The sequence below is a fragment of the uncultured Paraglaciecola sp. genome (assembly GCF_913058035.1).
Taxonomy (GTDB): domain Bacteria; phylum Pseudomonadota; class Gammaproteobacteria; order Enterobacterales; family Alteromonadaceae; genus Paraglaciecola.
Window position 1 is genome coordinate 1 of record NZ_CAJXPA010000014.1, and the last position, 19,071, is coordinate 19,071.

Below are 19,071 nucleotides of genomic sequence, written 5' to 3' on the forward strand. Positions count from 1 at the left end.
GTTTTATTCAACAGTAGGAGAGATAAAATCGTTTGTTTTGAATGCAACCCCATTGTTACCATTAAATAATTGTAAAGGATATGTTAATAATTTGTTGGCTATCCAAAGTGATATTACGAGTCTACTTTCTACTTTTTTGGGATTTGTGACTTGTTTGATATACATATTATAAAAGGTACACACAATGACCAATAAGCATCTAAAAAACAAATCAAAGTCTATTCAATTAAATCCCATAATGGTGGCAATACGTGATGCCATTAACGACAAAAAGATTCAAGGTATTGCATTGTCAGCGTTGATGGTTGGCGGCATGGCAGTGATGCCCAGCGCCAATGCACAAGTGGTAGATACGGCTCAAACCAAAACAGCTGATAAAAAGACGTCTCAGGGGATCGAGACAATAACAGTAACCTCACGAAAGCGTGTTGAAAATATTCAAGACACTCCCTTAAGTATCACGGCATTAGGTGCGACAAAGTTAGATGAATTAGGAATCGAAAACTTTGATGATTACGCATTGATGTTACCCAGCCTCTCCTATCAATCAGCGGGGCCTGGTTTGTCACAAGTCTATATGCGTGGCGCATCAGATGGTGGCAGTGGAAATGCATCAGGCTCTCAACCAAGTGTTGCCATTTATCTAGATGAACAACCGGTCACTGCTATCGGGCGAAATCTTGATTTGCATATCTATGATATCGAACGAGTCGAAGCACTTGCAGGACCTCAAAGTACGTTATTTGGCGCAAGTTCGCAGTCGGGTACTATCAGGATCATTACTAATAAACCTCAAGTAGATACTTTTGAAGGGGGTGTTGATGTCAGTTATGGCACGACCAACAGTGGCGATCCCAGCCACTCGTTAGAAGGATTTGTGAATCTTCCAGTCAGTGATAATGCTGCAATCCGCTTAGTTGCTTGGACCAAAAAAGATGGCGGCTACATTGATAATATAGCAGGCACCAGGACTTATGGGTTGTTCACCGATGGTGGAAACTTCTCAACGGTTGAAGAAAATAACGATGATCTGATAAAAGAAAATTTCAATGAATTAACGAATAGCGGCGCTAGAGTGGCTTTAAAAGTCAACCTTAACGATGACTGGACTGCAACAGCTAGTTACCTGACTCAAAAGCAGGAGACGGAAGGTGTATGGTTTCAAGACTCAGAAAACCCTAGTGGTGAAGTCGGTGATTTAGAGGTTCAGCGTTATTTTCCTGATTCAATGGATGATGAATTTAGTCAAGCAGCCTTAACGATAGAGGGTGATTTTGGTTCTTCTAGTCTCGTCTATGCGGGCTCATTTATGGACCGAGATGTGCAGTACTTTAATGATTACTCTGACTATGCTGACTATTTTTCTACTAGTTGGATCCAATATTATGGCTGTGAATATTATGGTACTGCAGATGTAGATGTAGATTGTTCCAGTATGGCTATTTTTTACAATGACGATAATCAATATAAACGTAATACTCATGAACTGCGTTTGCAATCAACAGACAACGACCCGCTTCAATATATTGTTGGTTTATATTACGAAGATGCCAGTCATGATTACCGTCAAGAATGGATAATGGATGGGATGGCGCAAGGCTCTGACTTTAGACAGTTTGGCGTGCCTAATCTTTGGTATTTAACGGATCAAAAGCGTGCAGATAAGCAGTCGGCATTGTTTGGTGAAGTGAGCTATGCATTTACAGATCAACTCACCACCACACTGGGTGCGAGATGGTTTGAAAATGAAAGTAATTTAGTCGGAGTGTCGGGTTATGGCGCCATTGCGCCTGGCTTCCCTATTATTAACGTTGATAGTAAAGATGAGGATAGTGATAGTATTTTTAAATTCAATTTAACCTATAAAATTGATGATAAAAAGATGGTCTATCTTACTTGGTCAGAAGGTTATCGCCCTGGTGGCATAAACAGAGATGAAACAGATCTGGTAGCGCGTATCTATAAATCTGACTTTGTCACCAATACGGAGCTAGGCTGGAAAACAATGTGGCTGGATAATAATCTTCGTTGGAATGGCGCTGTTTACCATATGCAATGGGATGATATGCAATTTACTCGCTATGATTCATCATATGGTTCTCCTGTTGGCTTAACAGTCAACGCCAGCGAAGCAAAAATTGTCGGCATAGAATCAGATATTACCTATTTACTGACTCCAGACTGGACGGTAACTGCAGCATTTAATTTTAATCAAGCTGAGTTGGCAGCTGATTTATTAGTAGGCAGTAACTTGTCACCTGACGGCACTGCACTGCCCAACGTGCCTGATTTTAAGGGGAATTTAACCAGTCGTTATAACGTTGTTATCGGTGGTTATAATAGCTTTGCGCAAATTGTTTATTCCTATGTTGGCGAGACATACAGTGATATCTACAAGTATAAAACCAGTGATGTAAACCTAGACCTTCGTGATGTCAATAACAGCTACAGTATTGTTAATTTGTCTGCAGGAATAGATATGGATGGCTGGGGAGTCAATATGTATGTCGATAACTTGACCGATGAACGTGCTCAGCTGTCTCGTGGTGGCGCAAGTTACGATAGCACTGTAACAGTCAACAGACCTCGAAATGTAGGGATAAGATTTCATATGTTATTTGAATAAATCTCTGGTTGCGCGTCTTGACGGGTTCAATAAATCCAGCATGACGCGCACCTGTATCTTCCTAATTTCAAGTGCGTATTTTTTGTAATATGAGGACATTCTAATGACTGAAGTAAATAACGGGTTGGGCCCGGAGCATGTTGTGCTCGTTACCGCTGGCGCCAGCGGCATTGGCCGTAAAATAGCCGAAAAATTTTTAGGATATGGTTGTAAAGTACATGTTTGCGACATTAATAATAAGGTTGTAGCTGAATTTCTTGAAGCAAATCCTAGTGCAACAGCCTCGGTAGCAGATGTTGCAAATGTTGCTCAAGTTAAACAAATGTTTGCTGACTTGATGACTCATTATCAACATTTGGACCTGTTGGTAAACAATGCTGGGATAGCAGGTCCGACGGCATTGGTTGAAGACATTGATCCTGACGATTGGGCACGTACCATCAATGTTGATGTGAATGGACAGTTTCATTGCACTAAGTTTGCGGTACCGTTACTCAAGGCAAATGGCTCGGGCAGCATTATCAATATTTCATCGAACGCTGGCTTTTTTGGTTTTCCGATGCGCTCGCCTTATGCCGCATCTAAATGGGCACTGATTGGTTTAACAAAAACATGGGCGATGGAGTTAGGGCCACATAATATTCGCGTAAATGCACTATGCCCTGGCAGTGTTAAAGGAGAGCGGATTGACAATGTTATCCGTCTTGATGCCGAAAAACGTGGGGTAGCACCGGATGTGGTAAGAGATATCTACGCAGAACAAAGTTCACTTCGGCTTTTTGTCAGTCCAGATGATATAGCCAATATGGCCATATTTTTAAGCTCTACACTGGGGGCTAGTCTTTCTGGGCAGGCGATTGGAATTGATGGGCATACCGAAAGTTTATCTAGTAAATTTTAAATATTATGCATGGTTGGGTTTAATCGGTTCTGATTGATTCATTAAATATAGCTGAGCGCAACATAGTGGGATGTGGTTAAAAATGGGAGAAAACAATGAAAGCAGCTTGGTTTGAAAAGTTTGGTGCTGCATCAGATACAATCATAATAGGTGAGCAACCCAAGCCGATTGCTGGAGATGGTCAGGTATTAGTCAAATTAAAAACCACAGGGGTTAATCCCTCAGATGTTAAAAAGCGCATAGGCGCTTTTCCTAACCTACTGGATAATGGTCATGTGATCCCGCATAGCGATGGTGCAGGTATTATCGAGGCCGTTGGCCAAGGCGTTTCTGAAAGTAGAATTGGCGAACGCGTTTGGGTTTATCAGGCGCAGTATGCTCGCCTTTTAGGCACAGCAGCTGAATATGTCGCCATTGATGCATCGCGAGCGGCCACGTTACCGAGCAATACATCATTTGAGATAGGTGCTTGTTTAGGCATTCCTGCCATGACTGCGCATCGTGTTGTCTCATCAGATGGTGCGGTTGATGGCCAGACGGTTTTAGTTACCGGTGGAGCTGGCCGGGTTGGCTACTATGCTATTCAATGGGCTAAACTTGCAGGAGCAAAAGTCATTGCAACAGCAAGTAACCCAATAGATGAAGCCACTTGCATTCAAGCTGGAGCTGATTTAGTGGTTAACCATCGTGAAGCTAACTGGGGTGATAAAGCCCAAGAGGTGAACGATGGTGAAAAAGTGGATCGGGTGATTGATGTTGATTTTGGCTTTAACTTGCCTGAAGTCCTTAAATGTATTCGCACCAGTGGCGTGATTGCCACTTATGGGAATACCCAAATCAAAGAACCCACGTTACCTTTTTTGCAGATGATGTTTATGGATCTCACTATACGCATGACTATTGTCTATGCCATGCCAGAATTAGCGAAACAGCAAGCTATCGACGACATTTACAAGGCCTTAGCTGAAGGGCATTTGCAACACAGAGTGACGCATGTACTGCCTTTTCAACAAATGGCAAAAAGTCATGCGTTAATAGAGGGAAATGGATTGCGCGGCTGTGTTGTTGTTGATATTGATGCGTAGATTATAGTTAAAAGGCCCCAACTCATGATAAAAACATCGTTACTCCCTATCAGATTTATGTGTTTTTTGGGTAGGGGCCTACCTATTACAATGTCCTTGTTTATTTTTTGCCACGTGTGCGCTGCCAACGAGTCACTCTCAGTTGAAGTAACCGCTGGCAATGAAATATTGATTGGGCAATATACAGATCAAACACTAGCAGTTGCTGCCTTTAAGGGTATTCCGTATGCTGCGCCTCCGTTAGATGATAGTCGTTGGCAAGCACCAGAAAAACATCAACCACGATCAGGTAAACAGTTAGCCACTCAGTTTGCCCATGCATGTTTTCAAGATAGCTACAATACTCAATGGTATCAGCAGCTGGGTGCTGCCTTCGGTGTGTCTCCTGAGGAATTCACTGATCCAAGCTTTAGTGAAGATTGCCTTTACCTAAACATTTGGACGCCACTGTTGAGTAAAGATAAAAAATTACCTGTCATGGTTTGGGTACATGGTGGCAGTAATAAGGCTGGCTGGTCATACGAGCAAAATTATATTGGCGCTAAGCTTGCGCAACAAGGGAATGTTATAGTCGTTAGTATCGCCTATCGCTTGGGTGTGTTTGGCTTCTTCTCTCACCCTGAATTAATGCAAAACAATGCGTCCGCAAATTTTGGTTTATTAGATCAAATCGAAGCATTAAGCTGGATCAATAAAAATATCGAGCAATTTGGTGGTGATAGTTCAAATATAACACTCTTTGGAGAATCAGCTGGAGCGGCAAATATTGGCAACTTGATTTTGTCACCCTTGGCGGATGGTCTTTTTCAACGTGCCATCAGCCAAAGTGGTGGTTTCCAATTGTGGAACAATACTGCATTAAAAAACCAACAAACATTTGGTCACGACTTAGCCCACTCCATTGATGTCAACGACCGTTCACTGTCGACACTAAAAAAAGCATCTGCAACCGTCCTGTTTAATAAAGCCAAACAAGACTTTCCAGAGTATTACTATGGTGCTTCCGTCGACGGTTATGTGCTCCCTGATACTGCCTTAAATTTACTGTTTAGCCGGAAGTTGCAGGTCGATCTACTGATTGGTAGCAATCAAGATGAATGGTTAATGTATTTGGATAATTCTCCTGAAGAATTATCTCAAATGATCCATTCCTACCCCAAAGACATCCAAAATATATTGAAAGATCGTGCGCAACAAGAGCAAAGCATTGCCCATGGACATGATCAAGCGTCTACCCTAATTGACATGGTGTGTCCGGGTTATGCTTATGCACAGCAAATCGTTAAGTCAGATAAACGTGCTTATATTTATCGCTTTAAGCGTGTTCGAACGGGTAATGGCGGCGACCAGCTCCAGGCTTACCATGGCGCAGAGATCCCTTATGTGTTTGATAGTCATGATGACTGGCTCACAACGAACAATGACGACACTGCGCTAACAAAGGCGATGGTAAGCTATTGGACTAATTTTGCTAAAAGTGGCGATCCTAATGATCCAACATCGACTGATCTGCCTCATTGGCCGCAATTTGATGAAAAGGATCCTAAAGTGCTCGCGTTATCGGCCCACATATCGACAATCTCGGCACCTGATTTCTCAAATTGTCAGAAAATATTTCCCGTCCTACAGCAAAACGCAAAAGAAGAAGAATAATAAAGGAGAATTAAGTTGAATCAACGAATTGATAAACCCGGTTTTATCGCCACCATTGCTGTCATGTTGTTGATGACAGTACCTTTAATGATGGCGCCAGAATTATCGTCAAAAGTGATGCAACAAGCTTATGAATACATAGGCAGTAACTTTGGCTTTCTATATGTATTTCTTGCCGCGACGATATTACCGTTACTTCTTTGGTTGGCTTTTGGCAAATATGGCAGTATTAAACTCGGTGATGCAGATGATAAACCGGAATATAATAATTTTGCGTGGAGTGGCATGTTATTTTGCGCGGGCGTTGGCGCTGGATTATTATATTGGGCGACAATTGAATGGGCTTTCTATTACCAATCTCCACCGTTTGGTGTAGAGCCAATGTCAACAGAAGCGGCTAAGTGGGCATCATCGTATGGATTATTTCATTGGGGGATAAGCGCATGGGCGTTTTATTGTTTACCCACGTTAGCGATTGCTTATCCTTATTACGTTAAAAAAATTCCAATGTTAAAGTTCAGTATCAGTTGTCATCATGTGTTGGGAGGCAAAGAAAACTCTGTCGCAGGACGTTTTATTGATTTTCTTTTTCGGATAGCGTTGATTGGTGGAGCGGGTTCATCTTTGGGTTTTTCAACACCTTTGATTGCCGAAGGTATAGCACGATTGATTGGTATCGACTCAAATTTCTCGCTTGAAGTAATTGTGGTGTGCGTGTGCGTCATGATATTTGCCACGAGTGTTTATTTTGGATTAGAAAAAGGGATGAAACGGCTCAGTTCAGCTAATGTTTGGTTATCATTCTTATTGCTGGCATTTCTTCTATTTGCAGGCCCAACGGTATTTATCTTCAAATCAAGTATAAGTGGTCTAGGCACTGTTTTACAAAACTTCATCCAAATGAATACCTGGACAGACCCATTTACAGAATCTAATTTTGTTGAAAACTGGACTGTTTTTTATTGGGCTTGGTGGGTTGCTTTCGGTCCATTTGTTGGCATTTTCGTTACCCGTATATCAAAGGGCAGAACCATTAAAGAAGTCACTGTTGGTATGCTCACATTCGGGACTATCGGGGGCTCGTTGTTTTATATGATTTTTGGCAATTTTGCATTATATCAACAACTTTCAGGTAATTTGGATGTGATAGTGTTAATGAATGAAAGTGGGATACCCGAAGCGATTATTACCGTATTTGAACAGTTACCATTATCTAATATTGTTATAGGCTTATTCTGTGTGGTTTGTATCATCTTTGTAGCGACAACTTATGATGCGGCTTCTTATGTTCTTGCCAGTAGCGCTACGGCTGAACTACCTGTTGGGGAAGATCCTCATCGCTTACACCGGACATTTTGGGCTTTGGCACTGGCACTCCTGCCTATTTGTTTAATGTATGTTGGCGGCCTCAAGGTTGCACAAACGGCTGTTTTAGTGGTGTCATTACCTATTTTGTTTGTATATATGATAATGACTTACTCGTTCTTGAGTTCATTAAAACAAGATTATGGGACGAGTTAAGTCAAATTAACAAGCACCCACTTAGTTTTTACCATTAGCTCCGCGTCGGCTGGGGCTATTGTCTTTATTATTTCGGAATATTTCTTATCAAAGCTTCATCAAAATGGTTATGCACCTGCGGAGGCTGGTTCGTTGAAGCAGTTGAATAGAATGATGAATCGGTAAACTATCAAAAGTTATCGGCGAAAACTATCAGGGTCAAAACTATCTGACCCCGATAGTTTATCGACACCGATAGTTTACCGATAGATTTACGTATTCAATTACACACTGATTAAATTGAAATGGGTGTCTAAGTTATTCTGGTTTATTTAAGGCACAACGCTTTGGGTAAACGGATTTAGATATTATTAAGGGCGCAGCCTTTACTTTACTTTCGCTCACAAGCTGTTCAAAGGCTGCCTGTTGTAGCATGTTTACTGCATGGCGGGACATGCCAAGTTCGAAACCAGAACATTCATTTCTACCAAGTGAACGAGGATCTAAACCTGTCAGATTACCAAACACTACCAAAGCCTGAAGGTAGTAACCATGAGTGCTGGCATGGTAATAATCCCAAGACCATAGACTGACTTTTCCAAACTCGATTCCATCGTACGGATTGGTATCGGCAATGCCTAATACCATTGCCCGGGTCCAAGCTTCACCCACACCATTCACTGCTTTAACTGCGGGCGCGGCGGCTGCAGCTAAGTCGTAACCAGCACGTATGTCCAATGCCATTTTTGAGATAGGTGTGCCTGACCAATGTCGGTCAGCCTGATAAATTAAATCTGCACGGGACCACGTTGCACTCAGAAATACTTCGACGTTTGGGTTCAACTGCTGCAAGAATGTTGACAATTTCACTGTGGTCTCAACAAGCATTGCCGGATCACCTGGCTTTTTGCTATCTAAGGTACTGTAGCCATGCATCACAACCTGATCCCATGGTTGTTTACCAATGACAGCCAGCTTGTTTTCTAAGTGAAAGTCGAGCGCACTGCTGCTTCTTGTTTCTAAGTAAACATCATAATCAAGACCCGCTTGTTCACTGAAAGACTTAAAAAGTGCTGGTACTCCACCAATACCGTGATTGTTTAGATCGGTTACCGAGTCAGCACGATAGTATCTAGTGGCAGAGCCATAGCCATATGTAAAACTATTCCCAATAAATAACACGCTCGTTTCGGTATTAATATCAGCGTTAGTAAAAGCACTATTCACCATAAGAATCGTTGTGGCGACAGTCGTAATTAATGGTTTCATCGTTAAGTCTCTGGATATTTTTATTGGATGAGAGTAACCAGTAAACTCAATTCATACAATATAACTATTTAGTAACTATTCAGTAACTATTTAGATTGTTGTCTCTTTAATCTGTATTTTTAAGTGGAATAAAAAAAATAGGGATATCAAGTTAAATAATTGAGGAACACTAAGGCTAAAAGTGTGTCGATTGATACATTAATCAACATATTTGAATGAGTAAAATAGGTTGTCAAAGGCTAGGTTGCAATGCCGTTAAAAAAGATATGAAAGAAGTCTGCTGAGTCTCCTAAAACGTTATCTTCACCGATGGAGTCGCCAAGATCAGGAATTGACTCAATGGCACCTGCAATGATGTTTTCTGCTACCAGTAAATCAACTTGTTTAATGCTTTTATCGTCTATGCCTAGTTGGATGATGTCGCCAAATAGGTCTCTTATTTTACTGGTAGTGATTTCCATTTCTTGTCTTTTTTCAATCTCTAAAGACCACATTCTGGCATATCGAATTAAAGGGCCTTGTTCACCTACCTGAATACTGAAGAGTTTTTGTGCTGCGTAAGCTAATTTTTCTAAGCCATTGTTATCTATCGCTAATGAGTCTTCTAATACCTGACTTTCAATATTAATAGTACGCTCAAAACACTTGATAAGCAGATCATCTTTATTTTTGATGTGGTAGTAAAAAGCACCTTTGGTAACACCTAGTGATTGAGCTAATTCATCTAAAGATGTGCCTTTAAATCCTTTTTGATTGAAGAATATCGAACCAACACGATAGAAGGCTTCCTGCTTTATTTTATTTTGTTGGTTTCTATCAAAGCCTGCAGGAGCCACTTGTTCTTTGGCAAGGTCAGTTACAGTAAAACTTAATGCCGAGGTTTGATTATTTAAGCCATATTTAATGATAGATAACCATTGCAGGTAAGCGTCCTCTCGGCTTTCATCTTTAACTGAGTGCAACCAAACAGGAAGCCAAAATATGGCACCCCATAGGGCACTAGCCGTCTTCGCGGGGTGCACGTTTTGAATACTGCCGTCGATTTGTCCTTGCTCCATTAACTGCATCACTTGCATTACAAATGTGCGAATAAATTCAGAAATCTCTGTTTTATGTTGGCTTGATAAAGAGGATATTTCAGTGAAACCGGCCAGGTGACCGCGACTGCCATTAATAATGCCGTTTAAGCATTCGAAATTTAATCGCAGCAGGTGTTCTATTTTGTTCATTGCAGAGCCGTCAGTATCCTTTGAACTGGTTATCATGGCTTGCAGCTCAATACACGTGTTTAAGTAACATTGATGAACCAGCTCTTCTTTATTTTTTGCATAATAATAGAGACTGGTTTTAGTCAAATTAAGTTTGTCTGCAATTTGAATTAACGTTGTGCCGCGGGTGCCATAGACATTAAATAGCTCTGAAGCAGCAGATAATATCGTTTTGTACTTTTGATCATGCTGATTTGTTTTACTAAAAGGTGAGCTTATTTTTTTGTGGTGCAATGGGGGCATATCTATCGTTTAGACCTAGTCAATAATTATACTCAAAGTTCAATTTAAAGTGTATGTTATCTACTTTAAATGCACAACGGCTAGGTTACATTAAGATATTTGTTTCTCATCTAAACACTTTTTGCTGACGATTTTTCTTCAAGAAATACCAAGAACAGATAACAATTGATTAACTTTAATTTAAAGTATACTTGATAGTTATATAAACATACTGTAAGTTCAAATTATTGAATTTTAGATCTTTAATTTCTAATTAAAGCGGTGTGGCGGTTATCGACTATTGCTTTGATATGGATTTGGTCATTTGCTGGAATGTAGAAACAATGCTGCAAAATCAGGATATTTTTATTGATCAGGCCTCTGCGAAGTCAGTCGTTAAGGAAATTTATAATATTACAGCACCAAAAGGGGTCTTTGAGGTATTCAACAAGGAACGAAACGGTGTCACTTATCCCGCATTTTTAACATTACCCAATAATTTGGGAGACATGTTTAAAAAGGCTGCTGATGCACATGGGCAAGCGGATTTTTTGGTTTACCAAGATGAGCGTTATAGCTTTGAAACGTTATACCAACTAGCCCTATCTTTTCGTGAAGTGTTAAGAGTCCAATACAATATAAAAAGAGGCGATAAAGTGGTTATCGCTATGCGTAATTATCCGGAATGGCTGGTTTCTTTCATGGGCATCACTATGCTTGGGGCTGTGGCTGTGCCTATTAATGCATGGTGGTCGCAACAAGAGTTGTTGCATGTTATTCAGCATTCTCAGGCTTTTCTGGTGATAACAGACGATAAACGTTACAACATACTTCAAGCGTCACTTCAACAAATTAACCTGCCGTGTCTGATAGCTAGGCCCAATGAGCAACAAGGTAATGATCTGTGTTTGATGCGCAAAATCAAAAGTGTTACTGAGAAAAGTGTTACTGAGAAAAGTGTTACTGAGAAAAGTGTTGAAAAGAAAAGTGTTGAAAAGAAAAGTGTTGAAAAGAAAAGTGTTATCGCAAGTCACACCCAAAACAAAACCTGTACTAACTCCACTACAGCTAAAATTTCATCAGATGATGTTCTGCCTAACGATACTGCCAGTATATTTTATACCTCTGGTTCTACCGGTTTCCCCAAAGGTGCAGTTTCCACTCATGAAAGTATATTAACCGCCTTAAATACCTGGCTTATGCTGGGGGCCGCCGCGGGTATAGCGAATGGTACTGCGAATGTTGAGCCTGCATATCCTCCAGCGGCATTGATGACAGTGCCGCTATTCCATGTGACGGGTTGCCACACTTTGTTTTTGTTATCCATGTTGATTGGTCGTAAAACAATAATGATGCCTTATTGGGATGCTGAGCTGGCTTTAATACTTATCGAAAAAGAACGCGTGACATATTTTAATGGTGTGCCCACTATGTCTATGGAGTTGATGAATCATCCACAAAAACACCAATATGATTTAACGTCATTATTGGACATTTGTGCGGGTGGCGCGGCAAGAGCACCCGAACATGTTCGAAAAATATGTCAGTCGTTTGCCCAAGGTAACCCTAGCTGTGGATATGGCCTAACTGAAACCAATGCATTGGGCGCAGTCAATGGTCCAGTTGAGTATTTAGCCAAACCAACAAGTGCGGGTTTACCTACGCCGCCTATTGTCGACGTGCAGATTTTTAACGATACTAATCAATCATTGCCTCAAGGCCAGATTGGTGAAATTGCGATAAAAAGTATTGCTAATATTAGTGGTTATTGGCGAGATGATGCGGCGACAGACGCTGCTTTTTCAAATGGGTATTTTAAGACAGGTGATCTTGGGTTTTTAGATGAAGACGGATTTATTTATATTGTGGACAGGATCAAGGATATTATTATTCGAGGTGGTGAAAACATATCTTGTTTAGAGGTTGAATCTGCACTGTATCAGCACCCTAAAATTATTGAAACCTCAGTGTTTGCTTTACCAGATGATCGTTTGGGAGAACAGCCTGGGGCAATTGTCTACGTTAAAAGTATGGCAGAAATTGACGAAGACAGTCTAAAGTTGTTTCTTATAGATTTGATTGCTCACTTTAAAGTGCCAAGTAAAATTTGGTTGGTGGAGCAAAAGTTACCCCGCCTAGGGTCGGGTAAAATCGACAAACGAGGGTTAAAAGCCCATTATCAAAATTTGGTTTAAGCATTCAACAATCGAACAGATATAGGATTTTTCTATGGCAATTACAACGCAAGCACAACACTTAACTGACTATATTGGGAAAGAAACCGGTTTGTCACGATGGTTTACTATTACTCAAGAGCAAATAGATACCTTTGCTGATGCGACTCACGATCATCAATTTATTCATATTGATCCCGTTAAGGCAAAGCAGACACCTTTTGGCAGCACTATTGCCCATGGCTTTTTATCCCTATCTTTGTTGTCGGCCGTTGCCTATGACGCTGGGATTAATATTGAAAATACTCTGATGGGATTAAACTATGGTTTTGATAAAATTCGTTTTTTACAGCCTGTAAACGTCAATAGCAAAATTCGGGGACATATGCTGTTGGTTAACGTGTTTGAAAAAAGACCTGGGCAATTCTTGCTTTCTTGGGATGTGACTATTGAGATTGATTCGTCGGACAAACCAGCACTGACTGCACAATGGCTAACTATGACCATCATTAATCCGTAAAATACTCGTACGTTCGCCTTATCGATTAGCTCTTTCCATTAGCTCTTCACATTAACCCTTTACATTAACCCTTTAATATTTGAGAACCTTATGACAATTAGATACGACAACCAAGTAGCAATAGTGACAGGCGCAGGCGCAGGTTTAGGCCGCTCTCACGCATTGGCTTTGGCAGCAAGAGGTGCAAAAGTGGTGGTCAATGATTTGGCTGCAACAGATGGAACATTGTCTGAGGGTTCGTTAGCCGTAGTAGCTGAAATTGAAAAGGCGGGTGGCGAAGCGATAGCAAATGGAGCCAATGTTGCCAATATGGAACAAGTGCAGACCATGGTGGATCAGACCATGGAAAAATGGGGCCGTATTGATATTTTAGTTAATAATGCCGGCATATTGAGGGACAAATCCTTTGCAAATATGCCCATAGAAGACTTTAAACTGGTGATTGATGTGCATCTCATAGGGTCTGCTAATTGCAGTAAAGCTGTTTGGGGGATCATGAAGCAACAAAACTACGGACGCATAGTCATGACCACTTCGTCTTCGGGATTATACGGTAACTTTGGTCAAGCCAACTACGGTGCAGCTAAAATGGCAGTGGTAGGGTTAATGAATACCTTATGTATCGAAGGGCAAAAAAATAATATTCAAGTCAATTGTTTATCACCTACAGCCCGAACAGCTATGACAGAAGAGCTGATTAAAGACAAACGTGTATTGGAACTGATGACAGTAGAATCGGTTACTACTGGGTTGTTAGCGTTAGTGGCTAACAACGCACCTAATCGCACTATTTTGGGATGCGGAGCAGGGGGATATGCCAGAGCTGTCATCAAAGAAACTGACGGTATTTATTTATCGCCCGAGCAACAAACACCAGAAAACCTATTAGCCAGTTGGGATACCCTTGAAGACCAAACTAATGCAGAAGAGCTGAAAGCTGGTTGGATGCAAACTAACAAATATGTCGCTAAAGCGGCGGCCTCGTTGGGTGTGGATTTGAGCCCTAAATGAACGGCTGTATTACACAAATGATATCGAAATAAATAGCTTGATTATCAAGATGCCAGAATTAAAACCTCTGGCATAATTCACAAAAGCTGTTTTGTACCCACCAACATGTATCACTTTTTATAAGGCAGGTGAAGGTACATTCATCATAAAACTCTAACATAATGCGACCTCACTCCAAGCGCTTCAAAGTAAGCGTTTTATGAACAACAGGGCTTATACTATGAATAATTTATTTTCGGTTGCTGGAAAAGTCGCAGTGGTTACCAGTGGTTGAAGCGGAATAGGCGCAATGATTGCCCGTGGCTTTGTTGAAAACGGCGTTAAAACCTGCATCACCGCGCGCTAATTTGAGCAGCCACAGCAAACCGCCGCTGAATTATCCGTTTTTGGTGTTTGCATAGCCATTCAATCTGATTTATCAACCATGGCTGGGGTTGATCCTTTTGCAGATGAGATGCTGATCAATAATTCAGGTGCATTAAGGGATCGCGGCTTGAAGAATTTCCCGAGTCGGGTTGGGATAAGGCCATGGATTTAAATGTGAAATCTATTTCCTTTCTAGCAAACTTTTATTACCGACATTACGATTCGCTGGAAAAGCTAATGAACCTTCACGTATCGTGAATATTGTATCGGTCAATGGGATCACCTATCCGCGCATGAACAATTATTATTAATCGACTACCAAAGCGGCTGTCATTCAAATGACACGGCATACGGCAGCACTGATGTAATGGCACTTTTGGATCTTAAATAGTCGGCCTCATCAGCCAACGAAAACTGCCATCGAGCTATCCCTTGCATGCCATTTATATCCAAATTTGATGAAAGTCTTTGATGACAATTTTTAATTCCGCTTATTTGCTTTCAACGTTCTGATGATCCCATCGTTGACCTTTTCCCAGAACTTATTTGAATCGGCATGTTGGTATTCAAAAAAACCTTTACCGGTTTTAACGCCCAGATCGCCTTGTTGGACTTTATCGCGGATGCGTTGGTGCGATCTATAATTTGGGTCATCAAACGCCTCAGCGAGATACTCCCCAACATTAGCGATTGAATCAAGCCCGACCATGTCCATGAATTGAATGGGTCCTACGCTAGGCAGTCTCAGCCCAAAGCCGTTTTTGACGACATTATCGATCTCCTCGGCGGTGGCAATTTCCGCATCCATCAGGCCCATGGCTGCTCCGATCAGTGCCCCTTGGAGAATATTATGGATGAAACCGGGGGTGTCTTTGCAGATCACGGGGTGTTTTCCCATCTCCTGAAACAGCGTCATTGCTTTTTCTTCTGTCGCTTTGGCGGTCTGCACACCAGACACAAGCTCCACCAAAGGACTTAAATGACCAGGGATGGTCCAGTGCGCAGTGATTGCTCTTTGGGGATATTTCATCTGCTCGGCAATGCGAGTAATACTCATGGAAGAGGTATTAGAGGCGATGATCACCTCCGGGGCACAGAGCTTGTCGCAGCGGGTAAAAAGCGCTTTTTTTTGAGCCATATCCTCAGGAATGACCTCCATGATGAAGTCTGCCTTGGAAATGGCGGCATCCCAATCCATTGAGCGATTGATACGCTGCAGCGCACTCTGAGCCTGCTCTTTATCGAGGAGACCGCCTGCGACCATCTGCATACAATTGGCTTCTGCTCTTTTTGCCGCCTTTACCAGTTGCGTCTCAAAAAGATCCACTGCCGTAACGTCATACCCTGCGATAGCAAACGTAAGGGCGATGTCGACTCCCATGACTCCCTGCCCCAAAATGGTCACTTGCTGAATGTTTTTGTTTTTAATCGCAGCTTGGCTATCTTGTTGATTCATTTTTATTAATCTCTTTTTAGGGGTTGATGCTATCAGCCCTATAACAAAGGCTATTTTAACTCTCGAATGAGTTTTCCAGCTGGCTCCAGTTCTGTGGTGCCTTTGGTAACGGCCGTGTAAATAACCCCCAGATTTGGCAAATCCGCCAAAGCATTAATAATGTGAAATTGTGTTGGATTTTGCTCCCAGCTTAGGTGCTCCCAGTGAACCTCTCCCTGTCCAAGCCAAACCTCTGTGGCGATATTCTCAGATGGGAAAAGGGTGGGGTAACTCACTGCGGGGCCAACGCCATTTGGATTCGGGATGTATTTGTATCCCATCCAATTGTCTTTTCCCTGCATCGACTTTTTCGCTTCAGCAATATCTTTTTCACTCAGGGGGGTAAGATTATCGGCGCTTATTTTGAGAATTTGGTTGCCAAAATGGCTGGCATTGGCCCGCCACTGACCATTGCTAATCTGGTGATCAGGTATATCCGCATAGATTTTGGGGATCCCCTTAATTTCACGACCGGTTAGGATAGGATCGGTAAGGTTTTCCCACATAGCCAGGGTTAAAGCCCCTTCCAATTGGTCCTCTTTGCCCTTGAACTTCACCGAAGCATTGACGCCGATCAGGTTATAAGACCGGCCGGCCAGCCATTCAACCCCTTTGTTGCAGGCATATGAAACAGTAATAATCGGCAATTCCCCCACCTCAAATGGCGCCGGAATATATTTAGCAAGCTGCTCGCGGTCGGTGAGATAAGAGACAATAATGCTGGTGACATCGTTATATTTTCTGCCTATCACCTTGCGAGGAATAGGGCCGAAAAAAACGGGCATGAGATATTCTTCATTTGGATCAAAAAACATGATAATCACCCATCATTTTATTGTGATAAATATTTTTAAGGAAAGCTTGCATTACAAGTATTCTCCTATGGCGCTAACGCCCTCAAAGTGCCATAGAAACTCCGAATCAAGATTAGGCACAATCATTAAAACTTATGCCCGCTTAGCTATGGCTGAGGGGCGATGTCGATAAATCCTTGAATGGCGTTCACTTGCTCTTCTGAACATAACGCAATGGCAGCCTGTGTTGTCTTTGATAATGCATCAAATTCTGTAACACCCCATTCGCTAAGCATGGTGAACGGTCCTTTTGCAATTGAAACGCCGGTCACCCAAGTTTGATCAATCATCTCCCGATCGGCGACACCCGCGTCATATACCAAAATGGCCCGTTGTATGATGGCCGTGCTTAACGCCTTATAAAGTCGTTTAGGTATATCCTTGTTTTGCGTAAACTCAGGTGCCTGCCAACTGGCATGTGGGTAGCCATAAAAACCTTTTCCTGTTCTCATACCCAGATCACCTCGTTGCACAAAAGGTTTTAAATAGGCGCTGACTCGTTTAGAAATAACTTGCTCGTAGGCTTCTGTTTTTTCATCCGCCCAACTGTCATAGATTACTTTTATACCGATATAATCCATTAAGCCAAAAGGCCCCATCGCACCATTACTATGAGCTAACCAAGCGCGATCAATTTCTTCAATAGTGCCCTCACCATTAGCGACCAATAAAATTGCGCCGGTAAGAAAAGAGCCTAATAATGCATTGAGTAAATAGCCCGGATATTCTTTATTCAACAACAACGGCTGGCAATGTAGACTTTTCACATAGCGCACTAACGTCTGCAATGTTTTGGTCTCGCACCGTGGGCCACCCACAATATCCATTAATGGAATGCTAAGGTAAGAATGAAGCGCTGCGAATCGACCGCCATCCTCAAGTGCCGAATCCAGTTCAGAAACTAACAATGCTGACGTATTAGTGGTGATGATGCAGTGGGGTTGGCAATGATTCTCTATGACTTTAAGCACTTTGCGTTTTAAATCTCGCTGTTCAAACACCGATTCACTGACTAAATCTGCCGAGCCTAATGCCGTTGTCGCATCACCACTTAAGGTCACTCGTTGCATAGCCAGCGTAAAATCTTGCTGGCTTATCGTACCCGCCGCTAACATCGGTTCTGCAAGTTGTGTATATTTCGAATCAGTAGCCGCTAAATTTTGCGCTGACACATCGTACAAAATCACTTGATAACCTGCCAACGCAGCGATAAGTGAGTTGTAACACCCCATAGTGCCACTGCCGACAAAGCAAACGGTTTTTATTTCAGGGAGAGTCATACATTAAGTACTCGCGTTGGGCGATCCGTTAAGGTTAAATTCACACTGCCTTTTGTCACCACAGAGGGTAAGTACGAAATAATTGGCAACGCAGCGATGGCATTAACAATCTGAAACTGAGTCGGGTTTTGCTGCCAAGTAAGACTGTGCCAATCCACCTCGCCTTCGCCCACAAAAACTTCACGATGAAAACTTTCACTTGGAAACGTAGTAACCTCGTTCAGTGCCGCCCCATCCACGCCAATATTTGGCAAGTATCGGCACGCCATTGGATGATCTTTTCCGAGCTGGCTTTGTATCATTGCTGTCATTTCTTGAGCACTTAACGCGGTTAAGTTTTTAATAGAAAGATCAACAATCTTATGACCAAAATGGCTGGCGTTGGTGGCCAGTTTTCCTAATCGCTCTGAATGCTCTGGAATATCAGCAAACACTTTTGGTATCCCCTGCACCTCACGGCCGCGCAAAATGGGGTCGGTTAAATTTTCCCAAATGGCTAAACAATATGAGCCTTCTAGGGTTTCATTCTTGCCTTTAAAGATCACTGAAGCATTCACACCGATCATGTTATAACCATGACCCGCAAGCCAATCGACTTGCTTATTACAACAGTAATAAACGGTGATCACCGGAACCGATGTGGGCTCAAATCCGGCTGGTAAATACCGCGCGATTGCTTCTCTGTCGGTAATATATGGCACCGCAATAACTGTGACATCGTGATACCACCCATTGGGGACGGTATCTTGCTGATTATGATCACTTTCACCAAAGTGTGCTGGCATGGTGTATAACTTATTAGGGCTTGGGGTAAACATCTCTGGCGCTCTTTTTTATGTAGTTATTT

The 19,071-nt window shown here is 42.0% G+C and carries 14 protein-coding genes; 8 read left to right on the forward strand and 6 right to left on the reverse strand.

The genetic code is table 11. From position 1 onward, the window contains the following. The first annotated feature begins 184 nt into the window (after positions 1–184). From QZ562_RS03455 to QZ562_RS03475, 5 genes are all read left to right on the forward strand, one after another. The gene (locus QZ562_RS03455; RefSeq protein ID WP_293756940.1) at positions 185–2,626 is read left to right on the forward strand and encodes a TonB-dependent receptor; all 2,442 of its coding nucleotides are present in this window, start codon (positions 185–187) and stop codon (positions 2,624–2,626) included. 103 nt (positions 2,627–2,729) lie between these two features. Beyond that, positions 2,730–3,527, forward strand: a complete 798-nt coding sequence (locus tag QZ562_RS03460) for an SDR family oxidoreductase (RefSeq protein ID WP_293756941.1) — start codon at positions 2,730–2,732, stop codon at positions 3,525–3,527. Positions 3,528–3,622: 95 nt separating this feature from the next. Then, the gene (locus QZ562_RS03465; protein WP_293756943.1) at positions 3,623–4,612 is read left to right on the forward strand and encodes an NADPH:quinone reductase; all 990 of its coding nucleotides are present in this window, start codon (positions 3,623–3,625) and stop codon (positions 4,610–4,612) included. A gap of 90 nt (positions 4,613–4,702) precedes the next feature. Next, positions 4,703–6,265 (forward strand): carboxylesterase family protein, encoded by a 1,563-nt coding sequence (locus QZ562_RS03470; protein WP_293756945.1) that lies wholly within the window; start codon positions 4,703–4,705, stop codon positions 6,263–6,265. A 15-nt stretch (positions 6,266–6,280) separates the two neighbouring features. Further along, the gene (locus QZ562_RS03475) at positions 6,281–7,786 is read left to right on the forward strand and encodes a BCCT family transporter (RefSeq protein WP_293756947.1); all 1,506 of its coding nucleotides are present in this window, start codon (positions 6,281–6,283) and stop codon (positions 7,784–7,786) included. Positions 7,787–8,083: 297 nt separating this feature from the next. On the opposite strand, the gene QZ562_RS03480 is transcribed toward QZ562_RS03475, so the two are convergent. Both QZ562_RS03480 and QZ562_RS03485 read right to left on the reverse strand, forming a co-directional pair. After that, complete coding sequence (locus QZ562_RS03480) at positions 8,084–9,034, reverse strand: PEP-CTERM sorting domain-containing protein (protein ID WP_293756949.1); 951 nt, start codon at positions 9,032–9,034, stop codon at positions 8,084–8,086. Positions 9,035–9,273: 239 nt separating this feature from the next. Beyond that, on the reverse strand, positions 9,274–10,545 hold the full coding sequence (locus QZ562_RS03485) for a TetR/AcrR family transcriptional regulator (RefSeq protein WP_293756950.1): 1,272 nt from the start codon (positions 10,543–10,545) through the stop codon (positions 9,274–9,276). Positions 10,546–10,868: 323 nt separating this feature from the next. On the opposite strand from QZ562_RS03485, the gene QZ562_RS03490 reads away from it, so the two are divergent. From QZ562_RS03490 to QZ562_RS03500, 3 genes are all read left to right on the forward strand, one after another. After that, positions 10,869–12,719 (forward strand): class I adenylate-forming enzyme family protein, encoded by a 1,851-nt coding sequence (locus tag QZ562_RS03490; RefSeq protein WP_293756952.1) that lies wholly within the window; start codon positions 10,869–10,871, stop codon positions 12,717–12,719. Positions 12,720–12,753: 34 nt separating this feature from the next. After that, positions 12,754–13,218, forward strand: coding sequence for a MaoC family dehydratase (locus tag QZ562_RS03495; protein ID WP_293756954.1), 465 nt, complete (start codon positions 12,754–12,756; stop codon positions 13,216–13,218). Between the two features lie 90 nt (positions 13,219–13,308). Then, complete coding sequence (locus QZ562_RS03500; protein ID WP_293756956.1) at positions 13,309–14,229, forward strand: SDR family NAD(P)-dependent oxidoreductase; 921 nt, start codon at positions 13,309–13,311, stop codon at positions 14,227–14,229. 847 nt (positions 14,230–15,076) lie between these two features. Here QZ562_RS03500 and QZ562_RS03505 read toward each other — a convergent pair. The 4 genes from QZ562_RS03505 to QZ562_RS03520 all read right to left on the reverse strand — a co-directional run bounded on the left by QZ562_RS03505 (position 15,077) and on the right by QZ562_RS03520 (position 19,042). Next, the gene (locus QZ562_RS03505; protein WP_293756958.1) at positions 15,077–16,051 is read right to left on the reverse strand and encodes a 3-hydroxyacyl-CoA dehydrogenase family protein; all 975 of its coding nucleotides are present in this window, start codon (positions 16,049–16,051) and stop codon (positions 15,077–15,079) included. A gap of 50 nt (positions 16,052–16,101) precedes the next feature. Beyond that, entirely contained in the window at positions 16,102–16,905 is an 804-nt protein-coding gene (locus QZ562_RS03510; protein WP_293756960.1) for an acetoacetate decarboxylase family protein, read from the reverse strand. Positions 16,906–17,051: 146 nt separating this feature from the next. Continuing rightward, positions 17,052–18,224 carry a 3-hydroxyacyl-CoA dehydrogenase NAD-binding domain-containing protein gene (locus QZ562_RS03515; protein WP_293756962.1) on the reverse strand — a complete coding sequence of 391 codons (1,173 nt, stop codon included), beginning with the start codon at positions 18,222–18,224 and terminating at the stop codon, positions 17,052–17,054. Further along, positions 18,221–19,042: an acetoacetate decarboxylase family protein gene (locus QZ562_RS03520; RefSeq protein ID WP_293756964.1), complete on the reverse strand. Its 822-nt coding sequence runs from the start codon at positions 19,040–19,042 to the stop codon at positions 18,221–18,223. Before QZ562_RS03520 ends, QZ562_RS03515 begins: the two co-directional genes overlap by 4 nt. Between the last annotated feature and the right edge of the window lie 29 nt (positions 19,043–19,071).